Origin of the sequence: Aeromicrobium sp. 636 (genome assembly GCF_024433585.1) — a bacterium.
Taxonomy (GTDB): domain Bacteria; phylum Actinomycetota; class Actinomycetes; order Propionibacteriales; family Nocardioidaceae; genus Aeromicrobium; species Aeromicrobium senzhongii.
This window is the reverse complement of the sequence record NZ_WNJU01000001.1, coordinates 434,272-450,546: the sequence shown is the minus strand read 5'-3', so window position 1 is coordinate 450,546 and position 16,275 is coordinate 434,272. Positions and strand designations below refer to the sequence as shown.

General features: G+C 62.0%; 15 protein-coding genes. 12 read left to right on the top strand and 3 right to left on the bottom strand.

All coding sequences use genetic code 11. From position 1 onward, the window contains the following. The first annotated feature begins 266 nt into the window (after positions 1-266). From GL325_RS02205 to GL325_RS02165, 9 genes are all read left to right on the top strand, one after another. Positions 267-2,384, top strand: a complete 2,118-nt coding sequence (locus GL325_RS02205; protein WP_187768463.1) for an acetate--CoA ligase family protein — start codon at positions 267-269, stop codon at positions 2,382-2,384. A 35-nt stretch (positions 2,385-2,419) separates the two neighbouring features. After that, positions 2,420-3,553, top strand: coding sequence for an extracellular solute-binding protein (locus tag GL325_RS02200; protein WP_187768462.1), 1,134 nt, complete (start codon positions 2,420-2,422; stop codon positions 3,551-3,553). 51 nt (positions 3,554-3,604) lie between these two features. After that, entirely contained in the window at positions 3,605-4,462 is an 858-nt protein-coding gene (locus GL325_RS02195; protein ID WP_187768461.1) for an ABC transporter permease, read from the top strand. Further along, the gene (locus GL325_RS02190) at positions 4,459-5,256 is read left to right on the top strand and encodes an ABC transporter permease (protein WP_187768460.1); all 798 of its coding nucleotides are present in this window, start codon (positions 4,459-4,461) and stop codon (positions 5,254-5,256) included. The genes GL325_RS02195 and GL325_RS02190 overlap by 4 nt, the downstream gene beginning before the upstream one ends. Before the next feature lie 31 nt (positions 5,257-5,287). Beyond that, positions 5,288-6,400, top strand: coding sequence for an ABC transporter ATP-binding protein (locus GL325_RS02185; protein ID WP_187768459.1), 1,113 nt, complete (start codon positions 5,288-5,290; stop codon positions 6,398-6,400). Between the two features lie 61 nt (positions 6,401-6,461). Beyond that, on the top strand, positions 6,462-7,229 hold the full coding sequence (locus GL325_RS02180) for an enoyl-CoA hydratase/isomerase family protein (protein ID WP_187768458.1): 768 nt from the start codon (positions 6,462-6,464) through the stop codon (positions 7,227-7,229). 117 nt (positions 7,230-7,346) lie between these two features. Further along, entirely contained in the window at positions 7,347-8,510 is a 1,164-nt protein-coding gene (locus GL325_RS02175; RefSeq protein ID WP_187768457.1) for an acyl-CoA dehydrogenase family protein, read from the top strand. A 34-nt stretch (positions 8,511-8,544) separates the two neighbouring features. After that, on the top strand, positions 8,545-9,345 hold the full coding sequence (locus GL325_RS02170) for an SDR family oxidoreductase (RefSeq protein ID WP_187768456.1): 801 nt from the start codon (positions 8,545-8,547) through the stop codon (positions 9,343-9,345). Further along, positions 9,342-10,082: a VOC family protein gene (locus GL325_RS02165; RefSeq protein WP_187768455.1), complete on the top strand. Its 741-nt coding sequence runs from the start codon at positions 9,342-9,344 to the stop codon at positions 10,080-10,082. Before GL325_RS02170 ends, GL325_RS02165 begins: the two co-directional genes overlap by 4 nt. A gap of 98 nt (positions 10,083-10,180) precedes the next feature. Here GL325_RS02165 and GL325_RS02160 read toward each other — a convergent pair whose 3' ends face one another. From GL325_RS02160 to GL325_RS02150, 3 genes are all read right to left on the bottom strand, one after another. Then, positions 10,181-11,446, bottom strand: coding sequence for a CdaR family transcriptional regulator (locus tag GL325_RS02160; protein ID WP_187768454.1), 1,266 nt, complete (start codon positions 11,444-11,446; stop codon positions 10,181-10,183). A 90-nt stretch (positions 11,447-11,536) separates the two neighbouring features. Beyond that, a complete protein-coding gene (locus GL325_RS02155; protein ID WP_255499313.1) occupies positions 11,537-13,003 on the bottom strand; it encodes an MFS transporter in 1,467 nt (488 codons plus the stop codon). Positions 13,004-13,136: 133 nt separating this feature from the next. Next, entirely contained in the window at positions 13,137-14,585 is a 1,449-nt protein-coding gene (locus GL325_RS02150) for an aldehyde dehydrogenase family protein (RefSeq protein WP_187768453.1), read from the bottom strand. A 223-nt stretch (positions 14,586-14,808) separates the two neighbouring features. On the opposite strand from GL325_RS02150, the gene GL325_RS02145 reads away from it, so the two are divergent. The 3 genes from GL325_RS02145 to GL325_RS02135 are packed head-to-tail and all read left to right on the top strand — an operon-like array spanning position 14,809 to position 16,238. Next, positions 14,809-15,030: a hypothetical protein gene (locus tag GL325_RS02145; RefSeq protein ID WP_187768452.1), complete on the top strand. Its 222-nt coding sequence runs from the start codon at positions 14,809-14,811 to the stop codon at positions 15,028-15,030. Between the two features lie 22 nt (positions 15,031-15,052). Then, positions 15,053-15,709 carry a type II toxin-antitoxin system RelE/ParE family toxin gene (locus tag GL325_RS02140; protein ID WP_187768451.1) on the top strand — a complete coding sequence of 219 codons (657 nt, stop codon included), beginning with the start codon at positions 15,053-15,055 and terminating at the stop codon, positions 15,707-15,709. Further along, complete coding sequence (locus GL325_RS02135) at positions 15,636-16,238, top strand: DDE-type integrase/transposase/recombinase (protein WP_255955395.1); 603 nt, start codon at positions 15,636-15,638, stop codon at positions 16,236-16,238. Before GL325_RS02140 ends, GL325_RS02135 begins: the two co-directional genes overlap by 74 nt. The last annotated feature ends 37 nt before the right edge of the window (positions 16,239-16,275 follow it).

The following is a 16,275-nucleotide window of genomic DNA, read 5'->3' as shown; positions in this document are numbered from 1 at the left end:
GACCGTCAACCTCCCTTTGCACCAATTGAATCCGCAAATACGGCGGATTACGAGCGAAAGTATCAACAGGCTTTTGAGCGAGAGATCCACGTTAGTGGAGTCGCCTGCCGCCCAGCATGTCACGAAGATCACACCAATTCGTTGTGTCCCGTCGCCAAAGACGTGGCCCAGATCACGAACTTAGAGTTCTGGCAACTGAGAGAGCCGGAGCAACCGAATCCGACGGCGGGCGGCCTCCCAAACCCAAGAGATAAGGCAGCACGTAGATGACTCAAGGTGCCTGGCGCTCCGAGGCTGTTCGGGCGTTGATGAAGCCGAGGAGCGTTGCCGTGGTTGGTGCACGCCCACAGGACAGCATCGGCGGCGCGATTCTTCGGAACCTGGCCAACTCCGACATTCCAGGCGGCGTGACGGGGATCAGTCGTCGCGCTGTTGAGAACCAAGCATTTCCATTCGTGGAGTCCTTGGAGGAAGTGACGGAAGTCCCCGAGATCGTGCTCGCGGCGGTCGGTTCGCGCCACGTCCCGGAAATTGTCGAAGCATCGGCGCGACTCGGCGCGAAGGCCGTTGTGATCTTTGACGGTGGGTTCGCCGACATCGGCTCGGAGGGCCTTGAGCGGCAACGGGCGCTCAGGGCGACTGCCGATGAGGCGGGGATGGCGCTGCTCGGCCCCAACTGTTACGGGATCGCCAATCGCGTCGACGGCGTCGCACTGTTCGCCCAAGAGGTGCGGTTCGATCCGCAGGGGACGTTCGCGTTGATCTCGAACAGTGGCGGCGTGACCGACCAGATCGTCGGGGACGGTGAACAGAACGTTGAGTGGGGTTACATCGTCACGACCGGCAACGAGGCCTCCCTCAGTTCGGCCGATTTCCTTGCGGAGTTGGTGGACCGCGAGAACTGCGAGGGCATCTGCCTATTCGTAGAGACCATCCGCGATCCGGAGCGGTTCTTCGAGGCGTGCGAGAAGGCCAGGTCGCTTCACAAGCCGATCATCGTGCTGCGGGTCGGTCGTACTGACCTGTCGCGCGATGCGGCCGCAGCGCACACAGGCGCTCTGGCTCCTCCGGCGCGATTGCTCGATGCCAAGTTGAAACACCACGGAGTCATCGTGGTCGACACGATCCGCGAACTCCTCACGACGGCTGCGTTGTTCCAAACCGGGCATCGGCCGACGTCGGGTGTCGCGCTTGCGGCACAAAGTGGCGGATTGATTGAATTGCTTCACGATTCTGCCCCGGACGTCGCGCTGACCTACCCCGGTTTCCATCCGAGCACGGTCGAAAAACTCAACGAGTGCCTCGGTCCCTACATCCACAAGTCGAACCCGCTTGACTGGTATCCGAGTCCTCGCGAGGGAATCCTGCAGGCTCTTGACGCGGTGGGACACGATCCGAACGTCGACACCGTTGTCATCGTCACCCAGTACAACTACTTGGGACCCGTCGGCTCGCCCGACTTCGGCGGCGGTTCGATGAGCCTCGAAGCCGCGTACTCCCTGCGCGACAGCGGAAAACTGGTCATTCTCCCGGATCCGCTTGCAGCCCCCGCTGAAGCAGTCGCCGCGGCCAGACTGAACGGGGCAGTCGTGACGGCGGATTTCGGAACAACCTTGCTTGCCTTGAACCATCTGTATGAGTTCTCACGCAGCCATGACAGCGCCGAAGCGCCAACCACCCGTCGGTCCGCTGTCTCGTTCGGCAGGCTTCCGCGCTCCGGCCAGGGGGCCATGGATCTCTTGGGGAAGTATGCGCCGGTTTCCGCGAGCGTCGTGGTCGATTCGGTCGAAGAAGGGCTTCGAGCGGCCCAACGGATGGGCTTCCCGTTGGTCGCAAAACTGGGCAGCGAAGACATCCAGCACAAGTCAGATATTGGTGGAGTCAAGCTCGGGATCGAGAATCCGGAGGACCTCACGCAGGCCTTGACCGAGCTCTTGGGACTGGATTGCGGCCCGATCCTGGTGCAGCAGCAGGCTTCCAAGGGGATCGAAGTGATCGCGGGAGTCCACACTGATCCGGCACTCGGCGAATTCCTCGTCGTTGGCGCGGGCGGTGTCTGGACCGAGATCCTGAAGGACTCTCAAATCTCGGTACTCGGTATCTCCCGGAAAGCCATCTACGACATGCTCACGCGGCTTCAGATCTGGCCGTTGCTTCAAGGAGCTCGAGGTGAGAAGCCTGTCGACATCGAGGCACTCATCGATGTGATCGAAGGTGTCGACCGGCTCGGGCAAGACCTCTCCGGCCAGATCGAATCCATTGACGTCAATCCGATCATCGCCACGCCTGGCGGTGCAGTAGCAGTTGATATTGCCATCTTCCCTCGTGACGAGGGCGATGCCACACACTCGGGAACCCGCGTAGACAAACTGGAGGATCAATGAAAAGCAGGGTCACAATCGTCGCTGGTCTGCTCGGCATGCTCGTGCCGCTCGCAGCCTGCGCCAGCGAAGATGGAACTGTCGATCAAGCGGCGCTCAGCGCCGAGACGTGCCTGGACGAAGCGCCCGCGGGAGGTGTCCAGGCGGGCACCGTCGTCCGTGATTCGTTGAAGGGTGAGACGCTCACGTTCGCAGGGTGGGGTGGCGAGTACACCGACGCGCAGGTTGCGGCTTTCGTGAAGCCTTTCGAAGCGTGTTCCGGTGCCAAGGTGGCGGTGGACATGCCAACCTCGTTCCCGAAGCTTCAGGCGATGGTCGAGTCGGGCAATGTGCTGTGGGATGTGGTCTACGGATTGAACCTCGACTCGAAGAAGAAGTGCGCCGACTGCCTCCTGGAGATTGACACCGACAAGGTCGACATCTCGAATCTCTCGCCTACGGCCGTGGAGGATGCGCGAGATCGTCAGGGCGCCCTGCGTGCCATGCCGATCGATCTCTCGCCCTCGTACCTGCTGTACAGCGAAGAGAAGTTCAAGAGCGACCCGCCGTCTTCACCCGAGGACTTCTTCGACGTCGACAAGTACCCCGGCAAGCGCATGCTGATCGGTGACGCGGCGTTCCCCGACACACTGACGTGGACGATGGCGGCGCGTGCTGCCGGCTTCACGGACGAGCAGATCGCAGCCGACTTCCCGTTCGATGAGGCAGCTGCCGTCATGGAGAAGATCCGGACCGAGATCGTGTATGCCGCGACCTCGGCCGACCAACAGCAGCAGTTGGAGCAGGGCCGAGTCGCCATGGCCTCCGCTTACTTGGGTCGGGCGTACAACGCGGCTCAGAACACGGGCTCGGCGTACGTGCCGATTGACGGTACCGGTGCGGTCGGTGTCGGAACCGTTTCCATCCCTCGGGGCTCGAAGAACGTGGAGGCGGGCTGGGCGCTGTTGAACTTCATGGCGGGTCCGGCACAGCAGTCGGAGGTCGCCGAGACCCAGATCTACAGCCCGGCGAACCTGGTCGCCGAGCCCAGCGTCCCGGAGTCGATGAAGCCCTACTACGTGCCGAGCGCTGAAGCTCAGGACATGTTGATGGTTTGGTCCGAGACGTACGGCGGATCTGACTTCGTCGCCGAGATCGCGAAGCATCACGCCGACTTCATGACGAAGGGCTGAGGTGCGCCAGTGTCCGTCCGGATAGGCGAACGCGAACGTGCAGTCCCCGGCTTGAAGGAGAGCTCCTCCCCAACCACGCGACGTGGTTGGGGAGGGGCGGGCGCGACAGCTGGCCTGCTCGCGCCCGCAGCGCTTCTTCTTCTCGTCGGCTTTGCATATCCGCTCCTGAAGACGATCAATCTGTCGTTCACCGAGGGTTTGGACGACTACGTATGGGTGATCAGCGACTCGTTCAACCAGCACGTGATCAAGCAGACCGTTATGACAGCAATCGTGGTGACGGTCACCTGCGTGATCATCTCGTACCCGTACGCCTACTACATGACCATCGCATCGAAGAGAGTGAGGCTGCTTCTCTGGGTGATTGTGCTCCTGCCGTTCTGGACGAACGCGTTGGTGCGTCTCTTCTCGTGGCTCGTGATCTTGCAGCCCGAGGGAATCTTGGACCGGATGCTCGCGGTCTTCGGGATTCCGGAGGCCGAGATTCTCGGCACGATGCCAGCAGTGGTGCTGACCATGGCCCAGATGCTTCTTCCGTTCTGCCTCCTGCCGATGTACGCGACGATGTCCAAGATCGATCCGCGCACGTTGGCCGCGGCGAGCAGCCTGGGCGCTCGAGGGCTCCGGGCCTGGCGGACCGTTCACCTTCCCCTCGCTCTGCCGGGCGTCATGGCCGGAGCGGTGACGACCTGCATTCTCTCGCTGGGGTTCTACCTCACGCCCCTGTTGATGGGTAGCCCACGGAACACCATGATCTCTGTTCTCATTCAGCAGCAGGTCGTCACGACAGGCGATCTCCCGAAGGGCGCAGCACTAGGCGTGACGCTCTTGGTCGGTTCGATCGTCTCCATCGCGGTCGTTCGGCTCCTGCTCATTCCGGTAACTCGTTGGCAAGGGAGGCAGGGATGAGGTCCCATCGCTTTTTCAGAAGCAGCCTGGTCGTGGCGTGTGTGTTCGTCGCGGTGGTGTTGGTGGCTCCGTTCGTCGTGGTGTTCCCCTTGGGTTTCTCGGAAGCGCGATCCTTCCACTTCCCGCCGGCCGAGTACTCCCTCAAGTGGTACGAAGAATTTTGGAGTAGCCCGGAGTGGGCGTCCCGGGTGCGAAACAGCCTGCTGATCGCGACGCTCTCGACGGTTGTTTCGGTCGTCGCGGGAACCATGGCAGCGCTCGGCGTGAGGAAGTTGACGCCGAAGCGCCAGATCATGGCGATTGCGATGATCATCGCTCCCATCGTCGTGCCGACCGTCCTCATCGCATTCGCGAACTACTCAGTGTTCCTCGAACTGAACATGGTCGGCACCTACCAAGGCTTCGTCCTCTCACACTCGATGATGGCGCTTCCGATGGTGTTCATTCCCGTGTGGGCTTCACTCCAGGGATTTGATTCCACCGTCGAGCGTGCATCCGCAAGTCTGGGAGCCAATCGCACTCGGACCTTCATGAAGGTGACCTTGCCGTTGATCGCGCCGGGCGTGATTGCCGGCTCGGTCTTCGCCTTCATCACGAGTTGGGACGAGGTCGTCGTCGCGAGCTTCATTAGCAGCCCGAGCTTGCAGACCCTACCCGTCCGACTCTTCATTCGGATCTCCGAATCGACCGACCCGACCGTCGCCGCCATCGCCTCGATGCTCGTCGTCGCGATCTTGATCGGCGTGGTTGCGGTCGTAGCAGGCCAGAGGGCACGTACGCGCGTGAGCGCATGAGACATCAAATTACCAATGGGACGGATGAGAAATGACTGAACTGTCGCGAGCAAGCGTCGATGCCGAGTCTGGCGGTATCGAACTCGAGTCTGTGTCAAAGACCTACGGGAACATGCGTGCAGTTGACGAGGTGAACCTTCAGGTGATGCCGGGAGAGTTCCTGAGTTTCCTGGGGCCCAGTGGCGGTGGCAAGACCACCACGCTCAACATGATCGCAGGATTCGAGCAGTCGGAGACGGGGTCCATCCGTCTCGGCGGCCGGCAAGTCGATCGGCTTCCGCCGTACAAGCGGAACATCGGCATGGTGTTCCAGAACTACGCACTGTTCCCGCACATGACCGTCCGCGGAAATCTGGAGTACCCGCTCAAGACGAGGAAGGTGCCCAAGGACGAGCGCGCGAAATTGGTGGATGCGGCATTGGAAACCGTGCGTCTGAACGGGAAGGGCGATCTCTACCCGAAGGAACTCTCCGGCGGTATGCAGCAGCGTGTGGCACTGGCGCGAGCCATGGTCTTCGGCCCGAATGTGCTCTTGATGGACGAACCGCTCGGTGCCTTGGACCGGAAACTGCGCGAAGAGCTGCAGTTGGAGATTCGCCGCATCCATCGAGAGATCAAGAGTACGTGCATCTACGTCACGCACGACCAAGAAGAAGCGCTCGTCCTGTCGGACCGTATCGCGGTGTTTAACCGAGGCAGGATCGAACAGCTCGGCAACGCCGATGACCTCTATTACCGGCCACAGACCCTGTTCGTCGGAACCTTCCTCGGCGAATCCACGGTGCTCCCCGCCGTGGTCGTGGAAGCGAGAGCGGGCCGGGTGAAACTGGCGACAGTGGGCGGTGCGCATGTGTGGGCTGAGGAGAACACGTCACTGGCCGGGAGCAAGTGCTCGTTGCTGATCCGCCCCGAGTCGTTGGATCTCTTCGCGTCTGAATCCGAAGTGCCGGAGGACTGGAACTTCGTCGACGTTCACCTCGAAGAAGAACTGTTCCTCGGCTCCTCCTGGAAGCAGCGGGTCCTGCTGAACGACGGCACCCCCGGGATCGTCCGCAGTGCTTCCTCGGTGGCAACTCTCGATGGATCTGCAGGTTTCGTCATGGCGTGGGACCCGGCCGCAGGCGTGGTCCTCGCCAACGACTGAGGCTCGTTTGAGCCTTTTCACACATCAAGAGATTGGATGGCGCGTGTCAAATTCTGAACTTGTGAGCTGGTCCGTAGTCGGCAACGTCGGCGTGATCACCCTCGACCGACCGGAGAAGTTGAATGCCTTGAACCTCGAGGTGCTTCAGCAGTTGTCAGGCGCGGTCAACCGAGCCTGGGGTGAGAAGTCGGTGCGCGCCGTGGTGCTGACCGGAAATGGGCGCGCCTTCTCCGCTGGTGCGGACATGGCCTACTCCTCGGATCATCATGTCGACCGTTCGACGCCTGACTGGACGTCCGAACTGCACTCGGTGATGTCGCGGCTCTACTGGCTGCCGAAGCCGGTCGTCGCAGCCGTCAACGGACTCGCCTATGGGGCGGGATGCGATCTGACGCTTGCAGCCGACGTCAGGTTCGCGTCATCGGTGGCACGTTTCTCCGAGGCCTACACCGGAATTGCCTACTCGCCTGATGGTGGCGGCTCCTACCTGCTTCCCCGAATCGTCGGTGAGGCCTGGGCGGCGGACATGGTGTTCACAGGTCGCGTCGTGGAGGCCGATGAGGCACTGCGCCTGGGCCTGGTCTCACGCGTTCTCGATCCCGATGCCCTCCTTTGCGCGGCCATGGAGCAAGCCACGACCTACGCAGCCGGCCCGACTGTTGCTCTTGGTCTGGCCAAGCGCAACATGCGCTCGGCGTACGGACTGGCATTCGAGGCGGCGCTTCAGAACGAACGCGCCGCAGGCGACATCTGTCGCCAGACCTGGGACCACGTCGAAGGGGTGACGGCACTCTCCGAACGTCGTCCAGCGCGTTTTGAAGGCCGCTGAACCGATCCCTGGAAGTGACTCATGCGCGGGTGCCCGATGGGTTCTCGTGCGCATCCACGACCGCCAGCGATCCGTTGAGACCGCTGGGACCACGACATACGACTTGAAAGGCATGTAATGGACTTCTCGATCCCCGAGGAACTCGTTGATTTTCGACGGACCATCCGAAAGTTTGTGGAAGAAGACCTGATCCCGCAGGAAGACTACGTGGAGGAGCACGATGGTCTGCCTGCCGACGTTTTCGACAAGCTGAGGCGTCGCGCTGTCGACCTGGGTCTCAATGCGCTCAGCCTTCCCGAGGAGGTTGGCGGTTCCGGCATGGGGGCCTTGGCGGGTGCGTTGGTGCGCGAGGAGCTCTCTCGGGCGCATCCGGGAACGCTGACGGCGATTCCGCACACCTCCGCCATCTTGCTGGCCTGTGAAGGTGACCAGCGCGAGCGGTTCCTGTTCCCGTCCATCCGGGGCGAGAAGGAGGAGTGCTTCGCGCTCACCGAACCGGATACGGGCTCCGACGCCGGTGCCCTCAAGACACGCGCAACCCGGCAAGCCAACGGCGATTGGCTGATCAACGGTCGAAAGCGGTTCATCACGCGCGGCGGTGCCGCCGATTTCGCCACGGTCTTTGCTGCAACGGACCCGGGCAGTGCGAATCCGGGAATCACGGCTTTCCTCGTGGAGAAGGGAACCCCTGGCTTCACGGTGGGCCAGAAGCACAAGACGATGGGACTTCGAGGCGACGAGCAGGTGGAGCTCCTGTTTGACGACTGCGTTGTTCCTGCGGGGAACGTGCTGGGTGAGGTCGGCGGCGGATTCAACATCGCCAAGGACTGGCTGCAGCACGGGCGCATCATGACTGCCGCGAACTGCGTCGGTCCCATGGCGCGACTCATTGACGACGCGCTCGAATGGTCCCAGCAGCGTGTTCAGTTCGGCGAGCCGATCGGCAATTTCCAAGCCGTCCAGATCATGCTGGCTGACTGTGCGATGGACCTCTATGCCACGCGCATGATGGTCTACAACGCCGCGTGGGACGTCGACCAAGGTGTCGATCCCCGCCGGCTCAATGCCAAGGCGTCAGCTGTGAAGGTGTTCGCGAGCGAGGCCGTCGGCCGCGTCGCGGATCGGGTCCTTCAGATCTTCGGCGGTTCCGGATACATGAACGACACATTCGTGGAGCGTGCCTACCGGAACGTCCGTATCGAGCGCATTTGGGAGGGAACCTCCGAAATCAACCGAATGCTGATTGCCCGGAACATTCTCAAGCGCGGAATGTTCAGTTGATCTCGATTTCTGTCAATCATCAGGAAGTTGGAAAATGACCATGAGTGAAAACGCCGAGAACCGCGTCATTCTCGTGACTGGTGGCGGCGGCGGTATCGGCGCTGCGATCGCGGAGGACCTGGCTGCCTCGGGCGCTATGGTCGTCGTCGCTGGACGCACACAGGAGACTCTCGACGAAGTCGTCAGCAAGATTGAAGCAGTTGGCGGTCGTGCCTGGGCGCGCACCTTCGACGTTCGTGATGCCGAGGCAGTTCAGTCGGCAGTCGAGGATGTCGTCGAGAAGTACGGGCGAATTGACGGGCTCGTCAACAATGCCGCGGGGAACTTCGTCTGTCGAGCCGAAGAGTTGTCCGCGAACGGCTGGCGAGCCGTCGTCGACATCGTTCTCAATGGCACGTGGAATTGTACGTCCGCGGTGGCCCGCGAGATGATCGCGCGCCAGACTCCCGGAGCGATCCTGAGTGTCATTGCCACCTACGCCTGGACTGGACATCCGGGCACGGTCCACAGCGCGGCGGCGAAGGCCGGCGTGCTCGCGATGACCAAGACCTTGGCCGTCGAATGGGCGCAACACGGAATTCGATTGAACTGCATCGCACCGGGACCCACCCTCACCGAGGGTGCGGGCGCTGCGCTGTGGGGGACCCAGGAGGAGTACGACCACGTGGCCGCCTCCGTTCCGCTCGGACGGTTCGCTGAGCCCGCTGAGATCGCTCGGCTTGCTGGCATGTTGATGAGCGATGCCGCAGCCTATGTCACCGGTGAGGTGCTCACCGCAGACGGCGGACAGGTACTCGGCAAGCAGGTCTATGGCCCGCCTCTTGGTGGCGCGTGAACGTACACATCGCCGACGGTGTCGGTCCGCTGCGTCAGGGACCTACACCAATCGGGGGCGCTGTTCTCGATCACGTCGCTGTCGGGGTCGGGGATCTCGCGCTTCCCCGCCCGTTTCTCGAGAGCATCGGTGCTTCGCCGCTTTCCATTGGAGATGCGCCCGGATTTCGCGCCCAACAATGGTTGTTCCGATCAGGCATTCGGTTGGAGATCTTGGCACCTGCCCGTGTGGCGGAGAACGACTTTCTTGAGCGGTTCATTCAGCGGGGTGGGCCCGGCCCGCATCACCTGACGTTCCTTGTAGACGATCTGTCTGAGGCAGTCGCCACATCCGAGAGTGCAGGGTTTCCCATTCTGTACGCCAACTTCGACAACCCGTTGTGGCAAGAGGCGTTCATTCATCCTCGGCATGCGTGCGGGACCGTCGTTCAGTTGGCCCAGGCGCCCGACTGGAAGGTGCCCGACGTCGATCCGCCATCGGCGGATCTACCGGTGATCAACTTCGATGTCTGTGATGAGTCACGTGCGTTGGCGCTGTATGGCGATCTGCTCGGGGGAGTCGTTTCCGTCGAGGAACAGGGTGTGCTCCTCTCATGGCCGGGGACTGCGTCGATCGCCTTGCACCGGACTGAACGGGAAGATCTTCCCGGCAGGATTCGATCGTTTGCGGTTCGTGGGCCCCACGTCACTGCTGCGCCGACGACACTGATGGGCGTGGAGTTCGAGGTTCTCACGTAGGGTCGTAGGCAGCGCTGTGGCGGTGACGCCTGCACGTGCGCGACCCTCGGTGCCACCCGACGTTCGTGGCCCGGGGGTCGTGCGCTTGTCGTGCCTCGTCAATCGATTCGCGCGTCGGCACCGGCCAAGATGGCCGAGTGCAGGTTCGTGCTCTCAGCCCCCGTGTTGCCGTACATCTTGATGACGTCCAGTGCTGCAAGGGCGACCGAGAGGTCCGCCAAATCTGAAACGTTTCGCATGTCTCGACCGGTCAGTTTGGTGATTTGGCGCAAACGGTAGGCGACGGTGTTGGGATGTACGAAAATTTCCTCGGCCGTACGCTGAAGAGACATGTTGCAGTCGATGTATGCACGAAGCGTTTCGATGATGTTGGGCTTCCCTACGAGCGGCCCGAGCCGCGAGTCGATGAGTCGGTGCGACACCCAGTGGTTGTGTGTCAGTAGAACTTCCAAGATGACGTCGGTGCACTGCGTCACCTTCCCCTGCTGTTCGCGGAACATTCCGATCTCGAGCGCGGAAAGAGCCTGTCGGCAGCTGCGGCCGGCGTCGGCCAAGCAGTCCACCGTCTCTCCTGTGCCGACGTACAGCGTTCGTTTGAGCTCAGGGTCGTCCAGCAGCGACTCCAACATCTGGACCAACTCAGCATTTGACGTGGCGGGCGAGATCAGCGCGAGCAGGAGTCCCTTACGCTCTTGCACCAGCGGATTCGGCTGAGAGTTCAGACGCGTCACGACCGTGACGAGCCTGTGACGAATGAGCGCCCATCGATGAGCCGAGATGCCAGAATCCGCTCTGATGGCGATGGCGCGATAGGGGAGGCGCGGATCCAACCCGAGCTTTCTGGATTGCCGGTTGACCGAGCCTTCATCGACTGCGGCTCCCGACGTCAGATAAGCCACCATGTCGTTGGCCACTGCGGAATACCACGTCCCCAACTCGTCGAACGTGTTCTCGAAGTTCTGCAGTTCCGAACTGCTCGACGCGTCAAAGAACGCCGAGACCCGGGAATGGGTCTGACGCACGATGTGCAGGTCGATCTCGTCGAGGCCGAGTACGAAATCGGTGATCGTGCTCTCAAGCCCGCGAAACCAGTCCAACACCGTAGTTGCCGACAACCCAGCTTCTGCGAACCTCTGGCCAGGCCCGGACAAGTCCGAAATGTCCACGTCGGCGATGACGTCTGCCATGAGCGAATGTGCGCACCGCTGCACCACGTCCCGTGCGCTGTGGGTCTCTGATTCCAACTCGCCCGTGTCTTGGTTGTCTCGCCACCACTGCCGTGCGAATGCGCTGCCGATCTCGACTTCCGCTGACAGCAATGCCGCCGCCACGTCGCTGATCGCTTGGATTCTGCCGGAGGTCATATTTCTCCTTGGACCGTCTGAAAAACACAAACTCGTCGGCCCATGAAGACCTCCGTTGTGATGCGCATCATATCTGGGTGGGGGTCACCACTAGCCTCTGCGGGTCCGATCCGACCTTGGTGCGTTCGCGGCCAGGAACGGCTCGTCCGGTCCCATCGAGTCCGGAGGATTTCCGGCTTTCGCGGATGACGGAATCAGAAAGCCGACAAAGCCCGCACACGAGGTGACCGCCGCCAGCACGGTGAAGGCGGCGACGTAAGCGGACTCCAGGGGAAAGCCATCTGCATCAACAGCAGACGTCAGGATGGTGGCCATGACGGCCGCGCCGATCGCGCCGCCGATGGTACGGATATTCGTGTTCATTCCGTTGGCGACGCCGGACTGCTCTGGCGGAACGGCCGCCAGGATCAAGGGGGCGAGACTCGCGAACACTAAACCAGTGCCGAACCCCGTCAGGCCGTTGACGATCATCACCTGGATGTGCGTCTCGTGCAGTTGCGTGAAGGCCAAGATGGCGCCGGCGCCGATCCCACTGCCTGCGATGACCACCGTCTTGGCGCCAATTGCTCTCGCGAGTGGAGCAGCGACGAGTCCGCAGACAAAGGTTGCCACTGCATTGGGGAGTGTCAGCAAACCGGACTCCGTGACGGTGAGGCCAAACCCGTAACCCGTGGACCCGGGCGTCTGCAGAAATTGGGGCATGAAGCCGAACAGGGCATACAGCGAGAACCCGATCAACAGGGCGACCAGGTTCGTTGTCCACACGCCGCGACGTTTCATCATGTGTATGTCGACGAGAGGGACCGGAATCCGCCGCTCCACGGCGACCCATGTCGCCGCGATGGCAGCCGCGGCGACCATCGTGAGGACGAGAGGCGGTGAAGTCCAACCCCATTCGGGCGCCTCCTTCAAGCCGAGAAGAAGTACGAGCAGCCAGCCAGCCAACAGCATGGCCGGCAGGATTGGAACATGTCCGGGGGTACGCACCGGCGACTCTGGCACGAAGACGATGGTTGCCACGGCTGCCACGCCAGTCAGGATGAACGGAATCCAGAACAGCCAGTCGAAGCCCAAGCCGTCGATGATCGGACCGGCGATCACGATTCCGAGGCCAAAGCCCACAGCCATGAGGGATGAGACGAATGACGCGGCGGAGCCGATTCGGTGCTCGGGGAACTCGTCTCGAATGATGCCGAACGCCAGCGGCAGTACGCCGCCACCCACACCAGAAATCATCCTTGCCGTGATCATGACTTCGATGGAGGGGGCCACCGCAGCAAGTAGTGATCCCAGGCACAGGAACATCAGGGAGATCACGAGCATCCGCTTTTTTCCATAGGCATCCCCGAGACGCCCGATGATCGGGGTGGCCACCGCGGCGGCGAGTAGATATCCGGTCAGAACCCAGGTGACCGTCGCCAAGTCGGTATTGAGTTCCAACGCGATCCTCGGAAGGACCGGCACCGTCATGGATTGAAGGAGGGAGAACGAGACAGCAGCGACGGCGAGGATGGCGTAGGTCGACTGATAGGAGGTACGTCGCGGAGAAGAGGTCAAGTCATTCCGATCGGTCTGGCGCGGCGAAGGCCGTGCTGTGGGATGGAGGAGGGGCAAGAATTCGTCGCGTCGGCAGACGCTCGGTCCTCTCCCCTCTGGCGCGGTTGCTGGCGTTCGCCGGACTCAATCAGCGTCAAGATCGCGGCATCTGGACCGACTTGATTTCGGTGAATCCCAGGATTCCGTGAGCGCCAAGTTCTCGGCCGATCCCGGACTGTTTGTATCCGCCGAAAGGCGCGAGACCGTTCCAGTTGGCGCCGTTGATGTCAATGGAGCCGGCCTGGACCTTCGAGGCGAAACCACACGCTTCGTCATCGGTGCGAGCCCATACTGCCGCGTTCAGTCCGTACTCGGTGCCGTTCGCGATGGCAACCGCGTCGTCCTCCCCGGCATACGGGAGGATGGTGAGCACTGGACCGAACACCTCTTGCTGTGCCAGAGCGATATTCGGGTCAGGGGCGGTGAAGATGTGCGGCGCCACGAAGTAGCCACGGGTGGGCAGCGCATCGGAGGGGTACGACCACACGACACGTGCTCCATCAATGTGGGCTCGTTCAATGTGGTCGGTGACCCGATGCCGTTGATTCAGATTTGCAACCGGTCCCAGGTCCGAATCGGCCAGGTCGGCAGGGCCCACGACATACTTCGCAGCCGCGGTTGCCGCAAGGTGCTCGACAAACGCGAGGTCTTCCATGGGAACGATGAGCCGGCTGAGCGCGGTACACCGCTGGCCGCTGTTGATCATCGCGCTGTGAACCGTGGCGGCAACAGCGGCTTCCATTTGGCTGCTGGGCAGCACGATGGATGGTGACTTTCCGCCAAGTTCCAAGCTTAATCGCTTGATTCGGCTGGCGGCGAGCGCCGCGACGCGGCGTCCCGCGTGAGTTGAGCCAGTGAAAGACACCATGGAGACACGGGAATCGCGAATGAGCTGTTCGCCGATCTGCGGACCCGTTCCGAAGGCCAGATTTACCGCGCCCGGTGGGAAGTCAGCAGCCTCGAGAGCTTCAGCCAGGATCAGTGCGTCTACGGGCGTCACTTCGCTCGGTTTGAGAACGACGGGGCACCTGGCGGCGAACGCCGGCGCAATCTTGCTCAGCATTTGAAAAAGTGGATAGTTCCACGGCGTTATCGCGGCAACCACGCCGACCGGTTCGCGAGTGACAACGGACCGGCCGATACGTTCTGTGAAGTCGAGGGACCTCAACGCCTCGATTGTTTGGGGAACGACTGCGATGGCTCCGGCAATCTGGTGGTTCAGGCAATGTTGGAGAGGCATTCCGATCTGCTCGGAGATCGCGAGCGCGAGTGCCGGTGCGCGTAGTTCGAGTTCGCGCTCCAGCGCTTCCAAGCGAGCGATGCGCCCCTCAATCGACAAGTTGCGCAGAACCGGGAGTACCGCAGCGGCTGCCGCAACCGCCTCGTCGACGTTCTCTGGACTGCTTTCACGCACGAAACAGATCGGCCGATCATAACTCGGGTCAGTCACGCGGATCAATTGATCACCCGTGGAAGCGACCCATTTCCCGCCGATCAGGGTCTCGTGTAATCGTCGAGACGAGATCCCCCATCGATCATCCATATGGGCACGGTACGGCTTCGGTACTCGTTGGTCTTCGGATTAGATACTCAAAGATCTCGGCGGAACTTCGTGGCTGGCGCACGATGCCTGGGCGTGCTGCATGGACGCGCGACAGCTTGCAAGGGCTGGAGTGCCCTTGGCAGGCAACCTTCCGCCGAGAGTGGGCAGCGAAGGCTGATGTAACGAGCCGTTCCGAGTCGCTCGTGGGGCATACATTTGTGGCATGACGGTGAGTGAGTCCGAGTTCTACGAGGTCGGCATGTCGTTGCCCGCTGACGTGCGAAAGCACGTCGCTCTGCGACTCCTCGAAACCGTTGATCCCGACGAAGCCTTCCACCTGGCGTCAGAGGCATGGCTGCGGACGGAGGCGGCCGCGGCATACGACCGCCTCAAGGCGGACCCAAAAACCGCGCGATCCCGGCAACAGACGTCAGGCAGCGCCTGACGTCAAAGTGGGCCGCCCGTTCATGACGGGCCACATCCACTACACCCCCGAAGCCAAACAGCATCGACAAGGCATTGACGACTGGATCGCCGAGAATTCCAGCGCCGATGCCGCGCGGCGCGCGGTCGAGGCGATCCTTGATCACATCGACTCCATCCTCGAGTTTCCCCATGCCGGGCGAGCTTTGGATGACATACGCTCAAGCGTGCACACGATGACCTACAAGAAGCGGACCCTCACCGCGTACGAAGTCGATGAGTCGTCCGACGACATCGCAATGAACATCGCAAGCGAAGCTGCCGGGAAAATGAGCTACCCGCTCGTCCGCGAGCTGGCCGCCGATGGGATCCCCGTCGCGGTGACGTGCCGGGTGCTCAAGATCGCCCGCCAGCCCTACTACCGCTGGCTCGCCCGTCCGGTCACCGACGCCGAACTAATCGAAGCGTATCCGGCGAACACGTTGTTCGACGCCCATCTCGACGCCCCGGAGTTCGGCTACCGGTTCTTGGTTGATGAGGCACACGATGCCGGGCAGCCGATGGCAGAGCGGACCGCCTGGCGGATCTTCTCGACCCAGGGTTGGTGGTCAGCGTTTGGCAAGAAGCGTGGCAGAACGGCAAGAAGCCCGAGCCACCGGTCGACGACGACCTGTGCTCCTTCGTGGCCAGGTACGGCGTGACCCGGCACGAGTTCGCCGCCGGCGCCCCGAACGAGTGTGGTTGGCCCACATCACCGAGCACTGGACCGGCGAGGGCAAGCTCTATCTCTGTGCGATCAAGGACGTCTACTCCAACCGGATCGTCGGCTATTCGATCGACTCACTGATGAAGTCCCGTGTCGCTGTCGAGGCTCTCAACAAAGTGGTCGCCAGCCGAGGCGATGTGGCCGGATGCGGGCTTCAAACCGACCGCGTGTCCCAGCTTCGCAGCAGGAAGTTCGTCCACGCCCTCCACCGTCACGCCATGATCGGCTCGATGGGCCGCGTCGGCTCTGCCGGCGACAACGCCGCCATGGAGTCGTTCTTCTCGCTGCTGCAAAAGATCGTCCTGGACCGTCGCTCCTGGTCCACCCGAGAGGAGTTGTGCACCGCGCTCGTCCGCTGGATCGAAAGGACCTACCACCGACGCCGGAGGCAAGCCGCCCTCGGACGTTTGGCCCCGGTCGAATACGAGATCATCACGGCCCCAACCGCGGTCCAAGCGGCCTAACCGAAACTGTCACCAGGTCGTGCAGCAGACCCAACCT